This window comes from Marinobacter halophilus (genome assembly GCF_003007685.1).
Classification (GTDB): Bacteria; Pseudomonadota; Gammaproteobacteria; order Pseudomonadales; family Oleiphilaceae; genus Marinobacter; species Marinobacter halophilus.
In genome coordinates this window covers 141,775-156,550 of the sequence record NZ_PXNN01000006.1, presented here as the reverse complement: position 1 = coordinate 156,550, position 14,776 = coordinate 141,775, and the positions used below count along the sequence as shown (strand labels likewise).

14 protein-coding genes and 1 tRNA gene are annotated in these 14,776 nt (G+C 55.8%); all 15 read right to left on the bottom strand.

Going from position 1 to position 14,776, the window contains the following annotated elements; translation table 11 throughout:
- Window positions 1-69: 69 nt before the first annotated feature.
- Window positions 70-1,191 carry a tRNA guanosine(34) transglycosylase Tgt gene (gene tgt, locus C7H08_RS04830; protein WP_106670720.1) on the bottom strand — a complete coding sequence of 374 codons (1,122 nt, stop codon included), beginning with the start codon at window positions 1,189-1,191 and terminating at the stop codon, window positions 70-72.
- Window positions 1,192-1,205: 14 nt separating this feature from the next.
- A complete protein-coding gene (queA, locus tag C7H08_RS04825; RefSeq protein ID WP_106670633.1) occupies window positions 1,206-2,306 on the bottom strand; it encodes a tRNA preQ1(34) S-adenosylmethionine ribosyltransferase-isomerase QueA in 1,101 nt (366 codons plus the stop codon).
- A 40-nt stretch (window positions 2,307-2,346) separates the two neighbouring features.
- Window positions 2,347-2,433 (bottom strand) — tRNA-Leu (locus C7H08_RS04820).
- Window positions 2,434-2,514: 81 nt separating this feature from the next.
- A complete protein-coding gene (gene flgL / locus C7H08_RS04815; RefSeq protein ID WP_106670632.1) occupies window positions 2,515-3,747 on the bottom strand; it encodes a flagellar hook-associated protein FlgL in 1,233 nt (410 codons plus the stop codon).
- Window positions 3,748-3,762: 15 nt separating this feature from the next.
- A complete protein-coding gene (gene flgK, locus C7H08_RS04810) occupies window positions 3,763-5,793 on the bottom strand; it encodes a flagellar hook-associated protein FlgK (protein WP_106670631.1) in 2,031 nt (676 codons plus the stop codon).
- A gap of 6 nt (window positions 5,794-5,799) precedes the next feature.
- The gene (flgJ, locus tag C7H08_RS04805; RefSeq protein WP_106670630.1) at window positions 5,800-6,798 is read right to left on the bottom strand and encodes a flagellar assembly peptidoglycan hydrolase FlgJ; all 999 of its coding nucleotides are present in this window, start codon (window positions 6,796-6,798) and stop codon (window positions 5,800-5,802) included.
- 9 nt (window positions 6,799-6,807) lie between these two features.
- Window positions 6,808-7,902 carry a flagellar basal body P-ring protein FlgI gene (locus C7H08_RS04800; RefSeq protein ID WP_106670629.1) on the bottom strand — a complete coding sequence of 365 codons (1,095 nt, stop codon included), beginning with the start codon at window positions 7,900-7,902 and terminating at the stop codon, window positions 6,808-6,810.
- Window positions 7,899-8,600 carry a flagellar basal body L-ring protein FlgH gene (flgH, locus tag C7H08_RS04795; protein ID WP_106670628.1) on the bottom strand — a complete coding sequence of 234 codons (702 nt, stop codon included), beginning with the start codon at window positions 8,598-8,600 and terminating at the stop codon, window positions 7,899-7,901. Before flgH ends, C7H08_RS04800 begins: the two co-directional genes overlap by 4 nt.
- Before the next feature lie 3 nt (window positions 8,601-8,603).
- Window positions 8,604-9,392, bottom strand: a complete 789-nt coding sequence (gene flgG, locus C7H08_RS04790; RefSeq protein WP_106670627.1) for a flagellar basal-body rod protein FlgG — start codon at window positions 9,390-9,392, stop codon at window positions 8,604-8,606.
- A 78-nt stretch (window positions 9,393-9,470) separates the two neighbouring features.
- Entirely contained in the window at window positions 9,471-10,223 is a 753-nt protein-coding gene (locus C7H08_RS04785) for a flagellar basal body rod protein FlgF (protein ID WP_106670626.1), read from the bottom strand.
- Between the two features lie 73 nt (window positions 10,224-10,296).
- On the bottom strand, window positions 10,297-12,288 hold the full coding sequence (locus tag C7H08_RS04780) for a flagellar hook protein FlgE (protein WP_106670625.1): 1,992 nt from the start codon (window positions 12,286-12,288) through the stop codon (window positions 10,297-10,299).
- Between the two features lie 28 nt (window positions 12,289-12,316).
- Window positions 12,317-12,994, bottom strand: a complete 678-nt coding sequence (locus C7H08_RS04775; protein ID WP_106670624.1) for a flagellar hook assembly protein FlgD — start codon at window positions 12,992-12,994, stop codon at window positions 12,317-12,319.
- A 17-nt stretch (window positions 12,995-13,011) separates the two neighbouring features.
- Window positions 13,012-13,461, bottom strand: coding sequence for a flagellar basal body rod protein FlgC (gene flgC / locus C7H08_RS04770; RefSeq protein WP_106670623.1), 450 nt, complete (start codon window positions 13,459-13,461; stop codon window positions 13,012-13,014).
- A 32-nt stretch (window positions 13,462-13,493) separates the two neighbouring features.
- Window positions 13,494-13,892: a flagellar basal body rod protein FlgB gene (gene flgB / locus C7H08_RS04765; protein ID WP_106670622.1), complete on the bottom strand. Its 399-nt coding sequence runs from the start codon at window positions 13,890-13,892 to the stop codon at window positions 13,494-13,496.
- Window positions 13,893-14,132: 240 nt separating this feature from the next.
- Window positions 14,133-14,708 carry a nitroreductase family protein gene (locus C7H08_RS04760; RefSeq protein WP_106670621.1) on the bottom strand — a complete coding sequence of 192 codons (576 nt, stop codon included), beginning with the start codon at window positions 14,706-14,708 and terminating at the stop codon, window positions 14,133-14,135.
- Window positions 14,709-14,776 lie beyond the last annotated feature (68 nt).

Genomic DNA, 14,776 nt, shown 5'->3' with positions numbered 1-14,776 from the left:
CGGCGATAAGCAGTTTGATTGATTTCATTCAGGTTCTCCGTTTATTGACTAGTCTTGAGTAAAAGGTGATCAGGAATTGCCCATCGGCGGCACGTTTTCGCCACGTAAGGCATAGAATTCGCTTATAAAGTCGGACAATGTACCTGCTTCAATGGCGCCACGCAATCCGCTCATCAGGTTCTGGTAGAAACGCAGATTGTGGATGGTATTGAGCTGGGAGCCGAGCATTTCGCCACACTTATCCAGGTGATGCAGATAGCTTTTAGAGAAATGCTGACAGGTGTAACAGTCACAACGTTCATCCAGCGGGCCGGTGTCGTGCCGGTTTTTGGCGTTACGGATTTTGACAATGCCGGTTGAGGTAAACAAGTAGCCGTTGCGGGCGTTACGGGTGGGCATTACACAATCAAACATGTCTACGCCACGGCGCACCGCTTCAACAAGATCCTCCGGCCGACCCACACCCATCAGGTACCGGGGTTTGTCTGCCGGCATTTTTGGCGGCAGGTGATCCAGAATCCGGATCATGTCTTCTTTGGGCTCACCAACCGACAAGCCACCGATGGCGTAGCCATCAAAACCGATCTCAGTCAGCCCTTCCAGGGAGCGATCCCGTAGCGATTCGTACATACCACCCTGAACAATGCCGAACAGTGCGGCCGGATTGCCCGCATGGGCCTGCTTGCTACGATCCGCCCAGCGTAGCGACAGCTCCATGGATTCCCTGGCCTGCTTTTCAGTCGCCGGGTAAGGCGTGCATTCGTCAAAGATCATGACGATGTCTGATCCCAGATCCCGCTGCACCTGAATGGCAATTTCCGGCGACAGCTCGACCTTGGAGCCATCGATCGGCGAACGGAAGGTAACGCCCTGCTCGGAAATCTTGCGCATGTCGCCCAGGCTGAACACCTGAAAACCACCGGAGTCGGTCAGAATCGGGCCCTGCCACTGAGTAAAATCGTGCAAGTCGCCATGTGCCTTAACCACTTCGGTGCCAGGCCGCAGCATTAAGTGAAAGGTGTTGCCCAGAATGATCTCAGCACCGATCGCTTCAATATCCCGTGGCAACATACCTTTAACCGTGCCATAAGTACCAACGGGCATAAAGGCAGGGGTTTCAACCGTGCCGCGAGGAAACGTAAGGCGACCCCGGCGAGCTTTGCCATCCTCACCCAGCTTTTCAAATGACATGAAACAGGATTGACTCACAAGGATTCTCCACTGGATTCGGTGAGATTGGTGCCGGTGTCATCTACGCCAGCCAGCATGCCACGGCTCGGCTCCTGGGCGGTAAGGAACATGGCATCACCGTAGCTGAAAAAGCGATACTCCTGATCGACCGCTTCCCGGTAGGCAGCTTTGATATTGGTGTAGCCGGAAAATGCACTAACCAGCATGATCAGGGTGGATTCAGGCAGGTGGAAATTGGTGACCATTGCGTCCACGGTCTGGAACCGGTAGCCAGGATAAATAAAAATGTCGGTGTCGCCCCGGAAGGTACTCAGGTGCCCTGCCCGACTGGCGGACTCCAGTGAGCGTACTGAGGTTGTGCCGACCGCAACCACTCGTCCGCCTCTGGCCCGGGCCTGATGTACCGCGTCCACAGTTTCTTGCGGCACGTGAGCCACTTCGCTGTGCATCACGTGATCTTCTATCTTGTCGACGCGCACCGGCTGGAACGTACCGGCGCCGACATGCAATGTTACGTAGGCGAACTCGATACCCCGGGCTTTCAAGATTTCCAGCAGCGCGTCGTCAAAGTGCAGGCCCGCCGTCGGCGCGGCTACCGCGCCGGCTTCTCTGGCGTAGACGGTTTGATAACGCTCCCGGTCAGACAGGTCGTCTTCACGCTCTATATACGGCGGCAACGGCATGTGACCGATGCGGTCCAGCACATCCAGAATGACTTCCTCACCGTCGTAGACAAAGCGGAACAGAGCATCATCTCGACCGACCATGGTCATTGACGTGCCGTCTTCCAGGATGACTTTCTGGCCTGCTTTAAGGGCTTTCGACGCGCGGGCGTGCGCCAGAATCTCACGTTCGCCCAACAGCCGTTCAACCAGCACTTCAACACGGCCACCGCTTTCTTTCTGGCCGAAAAGACGAGCAGGAATCACACGGGTGTTGTTGAAAACCAGAAGATCGCCTGGCTGGAGCAGTTCCGGAAGGTCGGTGAACTGAAGGTGTTGTGTCTGGCCGGAAAGGCCGTCAAGGCCAAGCAGACGGGAAGCGCTGCGTTGTTTGAGCGGATAACGAGCAATCAACTCGTCCGGCAAGTCAAAATGAAAATCAGAGACGTTCATGGGCCGGCTATTCACGATGCCGCAAGTTGCGGCCAATAAGTGGTAGCGGCGGGCGGACTCGAACCGCCACGGGTTTTACCCCAACGGATTTTGAATCCGTCGTGTCTACCAATTTCACCACGCCGCCATCAGAGAGTGGAGGATTATACTGAGCCTGAGCCTGAAAGCAACCAGGGCAGCAAGCAAAATCACCCACCGCCTCAGTGAATTACAGCCGATCGAACAACGACAGCCTGGAAATCTGGGCAAAGGACTGTTGAGCCGCCTGCAATACGAAGCTCTGGAAGCTCAGATTGCTGATCGCCTCGGCGTAGTCCACGTCCTGCAACTGAGAGCGGATTTCTTTGGAGTAAAGGCCAGAGTCTTCCAGAAACGCAGTGGTGGACTCTACGGCATTCAGCCTTCCGCCGAGCTGTGTCTGTTTAAGCAAGATGGATTCTTGGCCGTTATCCAGGTTGGCCAGCGACTCCGCAATCAGCGCGTCGTATTCCGCGCTAGTTTTGAGTGTGGCCTTATCGATCCCTTCCAGGCCGGCAACCAGCTTTTCGATGGTGCCGAAAATGGATTGTTTATCGCTGACACCAATGGTGAACGAGTCAGTTAATGTAGGATCTGCATTAAATACTGCATCGTTAACTGTCAGCGCAATGCCGGACACTTCAAATGGCTCCCCCACCGTTGGCGCTGGCGTAGGTGTGAGGTCCAGAGTTCCGCCATTTGCGGTTATTGACAGCGTGCCTGCGGCGTCTACCACAGTAATCGTTAAATCATTTGGGACAGCCGGACTGAACGCATCCTCGAGATCCTGTGGCGCGAATAATTCAAGCCCCGAGACGTAACCATCAACACTGTCGCTTTCTTTGACAGAAATGGTTGCCGGTATATTCACGAAAATCCCCTTGCCGTGATCACTGATGGGCACCGTTACGCCATCGTCGATTTCCAGAACCCGCTGACCTTCGTCACCCTGATAAGTCCAGGCGCCAGAAGCATCCTTGGCGAAGGCCGGCGTGCTACCCTGAAAACCGCTAAAGATATACTCACCGGAGGCATCCCGGGTATTGGCCACATTGGCCAGCTGGCCCAGGCGTTCTTTCAGTTCCGAAGAAATGGACATCCGGTCGTTTGCAGACAACGAGCCGTTACCCGCCTGCACCGTCAGTTCCCTTACTCGCTGAATAATATCCACCGCACTGGCCAGAGTGCTTTCTTCCTGTTTCAGCCGGTTGTCCGCCAGATTAGCGTTGCGCTCATAGGTCTCAATCCGTTTTACTTCCTGATCGAGCTTGAGAATGCGCGCTGCCGCAACCGGGTCATCGGATGGTTTATTGACCCGCTTGCCAGTGGATAGCTGCTGCTGGGTTTTCACCAGATCGGCGTTTACTTCCTGCATCCGACTGATGCCGCCCGAAAAAATCTGTTGAGATGAAATCCGGATCATTTTACTTACCTCACCTTACCGGAAGCTCTGCAGCAACGTGTTGAACAGGTCCTGCGCTACCGACATCACCTGTGCCGAAGCATTATAGGCTGCCTGGTACTGGATCAGCTTGCCTGCTTCTTCGTCCAGGTTGACTCCGGAAATGGATTCGCGCTGGTTGGTAGACTGCTCCAGCAATGTCTTGCCCGCACTCATGTCGAGCTGGCTCTGGCGAGTTTTTACACCAATGTCCTCAACCAGACCGGCATAGCCTTCGGTAAAACTCTGCTGGCCATTGTTCAACGTATTGGCGGTGCCCAGCGACGCCAGCAGTTCAGCATTGCGGTTGTCGGAGACGCCGTTACTGTTGTAGCGGATGACAAACTGATCGCCGTCTGCGGGCTCGCCGGTCATTTCAAACTGATAGCCCTGATAGAGGTCGCCCGCCGCCGGATCATTGCTGAAGATGGTGTTGATCTGCTGGGCGTTGTAGGCCTGATCAGCCGGACCCACCGGATTATTAGCGCGATCAAAGATGGTGTAGGTGATGTCGGTACCGTCATTGCTGAAACGAATCTCCAAAGGGCCGTTAGCCAACTCACCACGAGTCTCAAATCCAGGCAACAAGGCATTGGTGTTCGGGTTACGAACATTCAGCATCTTGCCCTGATTGATTTGCGCATTACCCAGATTGCTTTCGCCCGCACTGGTTCTGATCGGGCTGGCAAAGGCCAGGTCCTCTTCCCGCAACACATTCAGTGCGATGTTTTCTGCAGCATTCCGACTGGGCTGAATCAGGAATTTGTCGCCGGCGTTGAACTGCCCGCCTTCAACGCGAACAGTGAACCCGGGCATGGTAATTTCAGACTGCACGGGATCTGGCAGGCGGCCCTGGTTCACCGTTTTTCCGGTTACTGCATCAATCAGCTCAAAATCCTTACCATCCCCGCTGAACTGAAGCGTCCAGGTGCCGGCAGGCAACTGGCTGCTGTCGGTTATTTCAACCGCCAGCAGACTGGTTTTCGGTGCTGCGTTATTGGCGTTGGCCACCACACGGCTGCGCTGCAGCTCGATGCCATTGATGTCGGTAAAGAAGTTGCTGCCCAGATCGCCCTCGAGATCCATGCCGATTTCGTGCTGCTGGTTCATCGAGGCCGACAGCGCCATGGCCAGCCGGCCCAGTTCATCGAAGGCCGGCTTGAGCGCATCATCATCAAACTTGCGCAAACCACCCAGCTTGCCGCCGTTGATCTGCTCGTCCACCTGAGTGGTTCTGCCACTGTTGGTCAGTGTGAATTCCAGGCGGGTAGGATCTTCAGCACTGGTTCGGGTGGCAAATTGCGCAGCGTTGGCACCGGTAACCAGCGACAGGCCGTTGGCCAGAGATACGTTCACCTGGCTCCCCTCCATGGCACTGACACGAATGCCAACCAGTGCAGAGAGTTCCCTGAGCTTCTCATCACGCTGGTCCATCAACTCGAGGGGCATTTTGCCCTGGGCCAGTCCGGGCGACTCGGAAATAGCAAGATTCAAATCGGCAATGCTGTTCAGCAACGAGTTGGCGTCTTTTACGCCCTGCTGCATCTGGGTCTTCACCGACTCCCGCTGCTGGATAAACTCCTGATTAAGGGCCTGAAAGCGATTGACTACCTGCTGGGCCTCGCTCAACACCAGTTGGCGCTGAGGCAAAGAAGTCGGGTCTTCGGCCGCATTCTGCAGAGCAGCAAAGAAGTTATTCAATGCGCTGTTAAGCCCCGTGCTTTCCCCACCCAACAGATTGTCCAGGCGTGTCAGCTCTGAGTTAAGGGCATTCTGCTCGCCGAACAGGGTGCTGTCTTCCCTGACCTGCTGGGTCAGGTATTCGTCCGCCAACCGGCGAATATTGGTAATGGAAACGCCGCTGCCAATGGTTCCCGCGCCTGTACGGCGGCCTTCCTGGGTGTCGAATTGCACTTCCTGGCGACTGTAGCCCGGGGTGTTGGCGTTGGTAATATTATTACCCGTGGTGTTCAGCGCCGTCTGATGACTGAGCACCCCGGTCAAACCGATACCGATCAAACCTGCCATGATGCTTTACTCCCTTGGCACGTCGCTGTTTTGTGACAGCGTCATCAGAGAATCTCTGTTCATAATCCGGCGTATTTTGGAGCCATACTCCGGATCGGTTGCGTAACCTGCTTCCTGCAGTTTGTCTGCGAACACCTCAGGCTCATCTGCCGAGGCAAGCACGTCGCGATAGCGGGGGTTACTGTTCAGAAAATCCACATAGTCCCGGAAGCTGGCCTCGTAATCCGGATAGGCCCGGAAGTCCGCCCGCTCTTTCATCGGAACGCCATCCCGGAATTCGGTGGTGGTGATGGACACTGCATCGCCACCCCAGCGGGTATCGGCCTTAATACCGAACAAATTGAAGCTGGGCTGGTCGCCGTCGCCCTTGATCATGTGGCGCCCCCACCCGGTTTCGAGCGCCGCCTGGGCTACCATCAGACGAGGGTCTATGCTGCTTTCCTTGCCGATGCGCTGGGCAAACGGCATAAGCTGGCTGACAAACTGCTCCGGAGACTCGAATGACAGCGGCAACTCAACGGCAACATTGCTGACTGTATCGGACTTTTCGGAACTGACCGACCGGGCCACTTCCTCAACCGCTTTCATTTGTTCAGGCAAGTTGCGGGAGATAGCCGGCACACTCCGGTCGTAATCCGCAAGGCTGGCTTTGTGGCCTGCGAGCCGTCCACCCTGATTGTCCATCCCCGGGACATCCCGACTCAGCTGCCGCACCAAGGCTTCGGCCAGGCCGGTACCGCTGCCGTTGGCCATGCTCAGGCTGACCTGACTATCAAACATATCGCGATAAAACTCGGATTCGTTGCTGTTCAGGTAGTTGCCTTCCGCAAAGACATCGCCCGCTTTGCGCATGGATTTCAGCATTTCAGCCAGGAACAGACTCTCAAACTGCTGAGCCACCTGCTCCAGAGCCGCTTCTTTGTCAGAGCGGGCCTGGGTTTTCAGCGCATTGAGGCCGCTGAAATCGGTGTAGATCTGTGCATGCTGTAAGCGATTGTCCTGCATGGCCAATACCTAAATCACAATCAGTTCTGCGCGAAGCGCGCCTGCCTGTTTCAGTGCTTCAAGCACCGCCATCACGTCGCCCGGGGCCGCGCCGACCTGGTTCACCGCCTGCACAATTTCGTTCAGGGTGGTCGCCGGCCCGAACTTAAACATACGGGCGGGATCTTCGGTTATCGCAATCTGGGTATTCTGTTCAAGCGCGGTTTCGCCTTCGGCAAACGGATTCGGCTGCACCACGTTCGGATTTTCCTGGATGGTAACCGTGAGATTGCCGTGGGTGACCGCCGCCGGGCTGACCTTCACGTTCTGTCCGATCACGATGGTGCCGGTACGGCTGTTAATAACCACCTTGGCGGATTCCTGAGCCGGCTCAACGTTGATGTTTTCCAAAATCGACAGGAAACTGACCCGCTGGGAAGGATCACGCGGTGCCCGCACGGAAATCGCTGTAGCATCGTGCGCATACGCCATATCTGGCCCAAGGTTATCGTTGATTGCTTCAACCACTCGACGAGCAGTGGTGAAATCCGGCCGCATCAGATTGAAAGTAATGGTGTCACCGCGGCTGAACGGCGATTCCACTTCCCGCTCAATGGTTGCGCCGTTGGGAATACGGCCCACACTGGGTACGTTCACGGTAATCCGGGAACCATCCTGACCCTGGGCACCAAAACCACCGACCACCATACTGCCCTGCGCCATCGCGTAGACCTGACCATCGACACCTTTCAACGGCACCATTAACAGCGTGCCACCGCGCAGGCTATCGGCGTTACCGATGGAGGATACGGTGATGTCCAGCTCCTGCCCAACTTTGGCAAATGGCGGCAAGGTCGCGCTGACGGTGACCGCAGCCACGTTCGCCAGGTTCGGATTGACGCCATCCGGCAAGGTAATGCCGAACTGGTTCATCATGTTGCGGAATGTCTGGTTAGTGAACGGCGCTCTATCGCCGGTACCGTCCAGACCAACTACCAGACCATAGCCAATTAACTGGTTGTTTCGAACCCCTTTAACCTGGGCCATGTCTTTCAGGCGATCCGCCATAGCGGGCGCGGAACATACCGTCAGCAACACAAATGCAACCATCAGTTTACGCATCATAGCGGCCACCACTCACTGTTAAAGAAGCGGGCCAGCCAGCCCATTTGATTAGCTTGATCAAAGTCACCGGTGCCGCCGTAGGCAAAACGCGCATCCGCTATCCGGTTTGAGGCAACCGTGTTATCTGGTTGAATATCCTGCGGCCGAACCATACCGGTCAGGCGAATGTATTCATCACCATTGGTAAGGGACAACCATTTTTCGCCCCGAATACGCAGTACGCCATTGGGCAGCACTTCGATAACGGTTACGGTGATACTGCCCGCCAGGCTGTTACTCTGATCTGCTTCAGCCGAGCCACTGAAGTCACGCTCTAAATTGGCCGAGGCATTCAGCCCGATGTTGTTCTTGCCAAAGATGTTGGGCTCCAGAATGCTCAACTCCTGATCCTTGGTGATGCTGGTTTCGGCATTTTTGCTGGCGCGGGTTGACTCCTGCAGCGTCACGGTCAGGACATCACCAATGTTCAGCGCCTTGGTATCGCCGTAAAGGTTGTAATTGCGGGACGGCTGAAATATCGCGCCGGAATCCATATCACGCTGCATCATGGCCTGCGCTCGCACCGGGGCATACGACGGATCATCCGGCATCGCTCTTGAGCGACTCATGGCGGTACAACCCTGAAGCACAATCAGCACACCCACCAGTGCCAGGGTGGCCAACCGTTCGGTTTTAAAGGTGTGATGAAGGTTGCTCATGACTTACCCGATGTTGTTGGTGATGAACTGAAGCATTTGATCGGTGGTGGAAACCACTTTCGAATTCATCTCGTATGCGCGCTGGGTGGTAATCATGTTCACCAGCTCTTCCACCACTTCCACGTTGGAAGATTCCACGGTGCCCTGTTCAATATTGCCCAGCCCGGCCAGGCCCGGCTCACCCTCGGCAGGATCACCGCTGGCGTTGGTGGCCTTGAACAGGTTGTTGCCAATGGCCTGAAGGCCCTGCGGATTAATAAAATCCACCAGAGTAATCTGGCCAAGATTGATCGGCGCTGCCTGGTCGTCCGTCACTACTGTGACCGTGCCATCCTTGCCAATGGTGAGATTGGTGGCATCCTCGGGCACGTTGACGTTCGGTGCCAACGGATAACCATCCGGGGTGACCACGTCGCCATTGGCATTCAACTGGAACTGACCATCCCGGGTGTAGGCTACCTGACCATCCGGCATCTCGATCTGGAAGAAGCCACGGCCGTTAACCGCCATATCCAGAGGCTGCTCGGTAATCTGCAGATTGCCCTGGCTGAACTGCTTGGTGGTGCCAACCACCCGCACCCCGGTGCCCAACTGCAAGCCAGAGGGCAGCTCTGCGTTTTCATTATTCAAGCCACCCGGCTGCCGGTTGATCTGGTACAGAAGATCCTGAAAGACTGCCCGGTCCCGCTTGAAACCTGTGGTATTGACGTTGGCCAGGTTATTGGAAATGGTGGACATGTTGGTGTCCTGTGCGCTCAACCCGGTTTTGCTAACCCAAAGTGCTGGATGCATTGCTATACTCCTTACCCTGCTGCCATAGCGGCTATGTTTTGCCGCTCGTATTCAGCGGGTGATGCGTATTCAGTGTTATCAGAGGTTCTGCAACAGTCGTGCCGCCGCCTCAGAATTTTCCTTTGCGGTCGACATGACTTTCACCTGCATCTCGTACTGACGGGAGAGCTGCAAATTGGAAATCATTTCTTCCACCGCGTTGACGTTAGAACTTTCCAGAAATCCGGTGGCCACACGCATGGCCGCATCGGCCGGCTCAGGGCCATCGATGGCCTGGTCGGGCTTTCTGCGGATGAAGCCATCAAGCCCTTTTTCAAGTGCTGCCGGCGGTGGGTTCACCATTTTCAGGCGGTCCACCTCAACCAGCTGATCCGGCGGACCACCCACAGGCACAATAGAGATGGTGCCGTCTGAGCCAATCTGAAGATTGTCAAAAGGCGGCAAAGCCACTGGGCCGCCGTTACCGAGGACTAATTCACCGCTGGCAAGACGCACCAGTCCGTTAACGTCGATCTGCAGGCTGCCACTGCGGCTGAAGACTTCCTCCCCCAGATCGTTCTGAACCGCCAGCCAGCCGTCACGCTCTACGGCAATGTCCAATTTGCGGCCTGTATCCATCAAAGCGCCGGCCGAGAGATCGGTACCCGGTCTTTCGGTCATGGCATAGGCCCGGGTTGGATGGTGCTCACCGAAAACCGGCATGCTGCGGGCCTGGGCAAAATCCTTCTTGAAACCGGTGGTACTGACGTTCGCCAGGTTATTGGCATGGGCACGCTGGGCCAGCATGTTCTGCTTGGCGCCAGACATTCCAATATAGAGGGCTTTATCCATGGGCAAACTCCTGCCGGAATTTTGACTGTTTACAGTCTTCCTGCAGGAGTCATGCCATATTCACAGATAAGAATTAACGGAGGTTGATGATGGTCTGGGTAACCGCATCGGAGGTTTCAATGGTCTTGGCGTTGGCCTGATAGTTACGCTGGGCAATAATCAGGTTTACCAGTTCAGCCGACAGATCCACATTGGACTCTTCCAGAGAACTCGCCTTGATGGAACCGAGGGTTCCGGTATCCGGGGCGCCGATGACCGGCTGGCCGGATTCAAAGGTTTCCACCCAGGTGGTCTCACCCACCGGAGACAAACCATTAGTGTTATTGAATGACGCCAGGGCAACCTGACCCAGAGACTTGGACTGACCGTTGGTATAACGGGCAAAGATCACCCCCTGATCAGACACATCCAGACCAGACAACCGGCCGGTGCTGTAGCCGTTCTGGCGCTGGTCGTTGACCCCGAAAGCCGCGCCGTATTGGGTAGTGTTGCCCAGATCAACAACGAACGCAGACGTGGTCGGCGGCTCTGGTATCGGTGTCACTACTTCTTGATTCGGCAACGGCGGGCCGTCAGCGCCGTTTGGCTCGCCATCAGGATCTTTCGGGATCCAGTCGGTCACGACAATTTCGCCGTTGGCGTCACCATTAACTGACTGCAGAATACCGCTTTCATCAAACCTCGCAGTATACGGCGACGTGTCTGTGCCTGCGACCAGCTCCCCGTCAATCTGCAGGTAAACTGACCATTCACTTACCCCGACACCGTTGCCAGGCGACGGGTTCTTTACATAGAACTGGGTTAACTCATGGGAATTACCCAAGCTATCAAAAATGGGGGTGGAAGTAGCGTGATTATAGGTGCGCTGGTCCAGCGGATTGAACGAGTTGGTGATGGAAAGTTCACCTGCATCGTAACCGGCCGAAAATAAACTTGTAACCGTCGGGTCATCCGGATCCGTGGTAGCAATATCCTGAATCGTCCGGTCCGTAGAAATATTCAGATCACCCACTCTACTATAGGGGGTTGTAGTGCCGCCATTGCCATAGCTGACCGTTACATTGGATCCCCGGTTGTCGATAATTCTCACGTCCTGAACCGGATTCCCGCCACCATCCAGAACGGGGTCTCCGTTTACATCCACTACATCGACCAGATTGGCCGACAGTGACCTGGCACTGGACGTATTGATCGCTTCAACCAGACCTTGCTTGGTACTCACACCCGAAAGCGCGATCGGGATATTCTGGCCATCGATGCCAAGATTAAACTCAAAGTCAGGGTCAGCTAACGCAGCATCCAGCGTGCCTATGCCGCCGCCATCCGTTTCAAAGCTGAAAGCCGTGGTGGCGGATGAGGAAACCCCTGCAATGTCATTTAACAGACCCGCAACCTCGCGCGCAGTGATGTCACGAGTGCCGCCAGCCCCATCATCCACTTCAGAGGGTATCTCAACTCGCTGGTTTGGCCGACCATCGGCATAAACAATCTGAAACTCATCACCACCATTGGCGATCAGATCCTCGATTGATACGTCACCAAGACGATTGACACGAGCCTCGAGTACCGATTCTCTAGAGTCCAGGTTCAAATCAGATCGCAGATTGGTGGTTCGGCGCGGTGCCAGGTTGTCCGTTTCGATCCGTAAATCACCACGAATACCGGACAGGTTGCCGTCGTCGTCGGCGGTGTAGCCTTGCACCTTCATATTCTGGTTATTGGTGATAAAGCCATCTTTATCGATACCAAACTGACCGGCACGGGAGTAACGGGTTTCGCCGTTATTATTGAGGATAAAGAAGCCATCACCGCTGATTGCCATGTCCAGGCCGTTATCGGTAAAGCTGATGTTGCCCTGCCCGAACGACTGCTTCACATCCTGAACCCGAACGCCGTCACCAATCGGATTGGTGCCACCGCTGAGAAAGCCACTGGCGTAAAGATCACCGAACTGTACTTTACTGCCCTTGAAACCCACAGTGCTGGCGTTGGCAATGTTGTTGCCGGTTACGTCCAGATCCACCGAGGCGGCCCGGAGGCCACTCAAACCTGTATTAAATGCCATGACTTATACCTCCTGGCCTGACACCGGATCAGTTAATTTGTTTGACGTCGGACAGGGCAATCGAGCCCATGCCAGCCAGATTCAGCGTAATCGTGCCGCCCTTACCCAGAGAGACGCTGTCCACGTTTGCGCTCACCATCGTGCCCAGCTGCTCGGGGCCAGACGGGTAGGATCCCTGAGCCACAATCTGGTACGGGCCTGGCGGCAAAGGATTGCCGTTGCCGTCCTGACCATCCCAGCGGAACGACGTTACGCCAGCCTGGCTCGCACCCATATCAATCTGACGCACCAACTCACCGCTCTGATTCATTACCGACAGCCTCAGGCCGCCAGTCGTCGCGGGAACTTCGATGGTGCCGGTAATTTCACCATCACCACCCAGAATGCCAATATTGGAGGGCGCCAGTACCGTTTTGCCAACCATGGCGGATGCCTGCAGAGCCTGGCTGGAGCGGAACTGACCGGCAACATCATCGACCGTGCCGGTCAGGTTCTGCATCTCCTCGAGAGAGCTGAACTGTGCCAACTGAGAGATAAAGTCGCCGTTATCCTGAGGCTCAAGCGGGTTCTGGTTTTTCAACTGAGCAATCATCAACTCCATAAAGGCGTCTTTGCCAAGCTCACTGCCACCCTGCGCTTTCTCATCCGGCTTGTTCTGATACTGGCTCAGTACGTCTGAGGCCGACGCTGTGTTGATTGCACTCATGACTCACTCCTCAGTGTTTACTGCTGACCCAGTGTCAGGATTCGCTGCATCATGGACTTGGCGGTGTTCATCACGTCCACATTCATTTGAAAACTGCGCGACGAAGACATCATGTCGGCCATTTCTTCCACCACGTTCACGTTCGGGTAGAACACATAGCCATCTTCATTAGCGCCGGGATGATTAGGCTCATAGCGCATCTGCAGCTCGGCGTCGCTTTCCATAATGCCTTCCACCCTGACGCCAGCGCCAGGGCCTTCACCTGAGCCGGTTCCGAAGCCGTGTTGGTCGGGGTTCAGCATGGCTTGCTGGATGGCCGAAAACACCGGCTTGAGGGCCCGATAGGCGTTTTCGGTACTGGAACTGGACGTTTCCGCGTTCGCAATGTTGGACGCCGTGGTGTTCAGCCGCAGGGATTGTGCGGTCATGCCGGACCCGGCGATGTCAAAAATGTTGCCCAGTGACATGGCAATCTCCTTTAATCTTAAGTGGCTGCGGCTTACTCACCCTTAATGGCTTTGGTCAACCCTGAAAACTTGCTACTCAGAAACTGAAAGCTGGCCTGATAGTCCATGGCGTTGCGCATGAAGCGGCTTTGCTCTTCCTGGGCATCCACGGTGTTACCGTCAATCGAAGGCTGATGCGGTGTGCGGTATAAGAGCTCACCGTTACTGCCGGGACTGGAGGTATCCATGTGGCCGTGATGGGTTCTGTTCATCGACATCCCGCTGACCGACTCCTGCGCTTGTTGCATCATCGCCTGGAAATCGATGTCCCGGGCTTTGAAGCCGGGGGTGTCTGCGTTCGCCAGGTTATTTGCCAATACTTCGGCACGCTGTACCCGTGCCTGCAGGGCATGCTCGTGGATACCCAGCGCCCTATCGAATGTAATTGCCATGACTGCCTCCGGAATCCTGCACCGGCTGCGTTTGATCAAACGGTTTGCCGGTTTTGCGTTCTCTCATAAGCTAAGCAAAGGCAGTGCCAATTCTTCAAGGGCCTTCTGGGATGGGGAGTTCAGAGAGAGTTGTTCAGTTTTTGGGCGGCAACAAGCGGAGGCGGGAGCTCGGGGCGGCAATCCGCTTCCTGCATAGGGAAAGAGGAATTGCCGCTCAGGTAGTGTGGCAGACTTGGCGGATTACCAGGCTTCGCTGCGCCCGGGGCCGGACCAGACAGCCACAAACTGTTCGGTGTCTGGCCGGGGCACCGGGGGCTTCGCATTCACTACCGTTCCCGTGTACATAAAACCGACCACCGATTCACCGGTCCGCAAACCCAGCCCCTCGTACACCGCCGGATGGTAAGCAACGCCACCGGTGCGCCACATCACCCCGTAACCGGCAGCCGTCAGAGCAAGAGAAAGAAAACTCATGCCCGCCGCTGCCGACATGAGCTGCTCGACCTCGGGCACTTTCGGGTGCATGCGTGGTGAGGCAATGCCAACGATGACCATAGGGGCCCGCAAAGGTGCCCTTCTGGCTTTCTCAAGCTCCTGCTCGCTGGCGCCGTCCGGGCAAGTCTGGGCAAACAGTTCGCCCAGAGCCTCCAGGGCATCACCTTCAATAACCAGATATCGCCAGGGTCTCAGCAAGGCGTGATCCGGCGCCCGCGCCGCACACTTAAAGGCAGTATCAACAACATCCCGGGCCGGGGCTGGCGCTTGCAACCGGGGTTCGGAGGTTTTGTCCAGTAAAAAGCGGGTAACAGAGGTCATAAAGGCTCGCAGTCCGAATCAATGTCCAGATAACTCTGAGGGCAAAGGCGCCCCGGTGAATTGTGGGT

What these genes read in the sequence shown, in the direction of transcription:
- tgt (WP_106670720.1), bottom strand. Translation starts at nt 1,191, where the DNA reads ATGTCATTTGAAAAGCTGGGTGAGGATGGCAAAGCTCGCCGGGGTCGC.
- queA (WP_106670633.1), bottom strand. Translation starts at nt 2,306, where the DNA reads ATGAACGTCTCTGATTTTCATTTTGACTTGCCGGACGAGTTGATTGCT.
- flgL (WP_106670632.1), bottom strand. Translation starts at nt 3,747, where the DNA reads ATGATCCGGATTTCATCTCAACAGATTTTTTCGGGCGGCATCAGTCGG.
- flgK (WP_106670631.1), bottom strand. Translation starts at nt 5,793, where the DNA reads ATGGCAGGTTTGATCGGTATCGGTTTGACCGGGGTGCTCAGTCATCAG.
- flgJ (WP_106670630.1), bottom strand. Translation starts at nt 6,798, where the DNA reads ATGCAGGACAATCGCTTACAGCATGCACAGATCTACACCGATTTCAGC.
- C7H08_RS04800 (WP_106670629.1), bottom strand. Translation starts at nt 7,902, where the DNA reads ATGATGCGTAAACTGATGGTTGCATTTGTGTTGCTGACGGTATGTTCC.
- flgH (WP_106670628.1), bottom strand. Translation starts at nt 8,600, where the DNA reads ATGAGCAACCTTCATCACACCTTTAAAACCGAACGGTTGGCCACCCTG.
- flgG (WP_106670627.1), bottom strand. Translation starts at nt 9,392, where the DNA reads ATGCATCCAGCACTTTGGGTTAGCAAAACCGGGTTGAGCGCACAGGAC.
- C7H08_RS04785 (WP_106670626.1), bottom strand. Translation starts at nt 10,223, where the DNA reads ATGGATAAAGCCCTCTATATTGGAATGTCTGGCGCCAAGCAGAACATG.
- C7H08_RS04780 (WP_106670625.1), bottom strand. Translation starts at nt 12,288, where the DNA reads ATGGCATTTAATACAGGTTTGAGTGGCCTCCGGGCCGCCTCGGTGGAT.
- C7H08_RS04775 (WP_106670624.1), bottom strand. Translation starts at nt 12,994, where the DNA reads ATGAGTGCAATCAACACAGCGTCGGCCTCAGACGTACTGAGCCAGTAT.
- flgC (WP_106670623.1), bottom strand. Translation starts at nt 13,461, where the DNA reads ATGTCACTGGGCAACATTTTTGACATCGCCGGGTCCGGCATGACCGCA.
- flgB (WP_106670622.1), bottom strand. Translation starts at nt 13,892, where the DNA reads ATGGCAATTACATTCGATAGGGCGCTGGGTATCCACGAGCATGCCCTG.
- C7H08_RS04760 (WP_106670621.1), bottom strand. Translation starts at nt 14,708, where the DNA reads ATGACCTCTGTTACCCGCTTTTTACTGGACAAAACCTCCGAACCCCGG.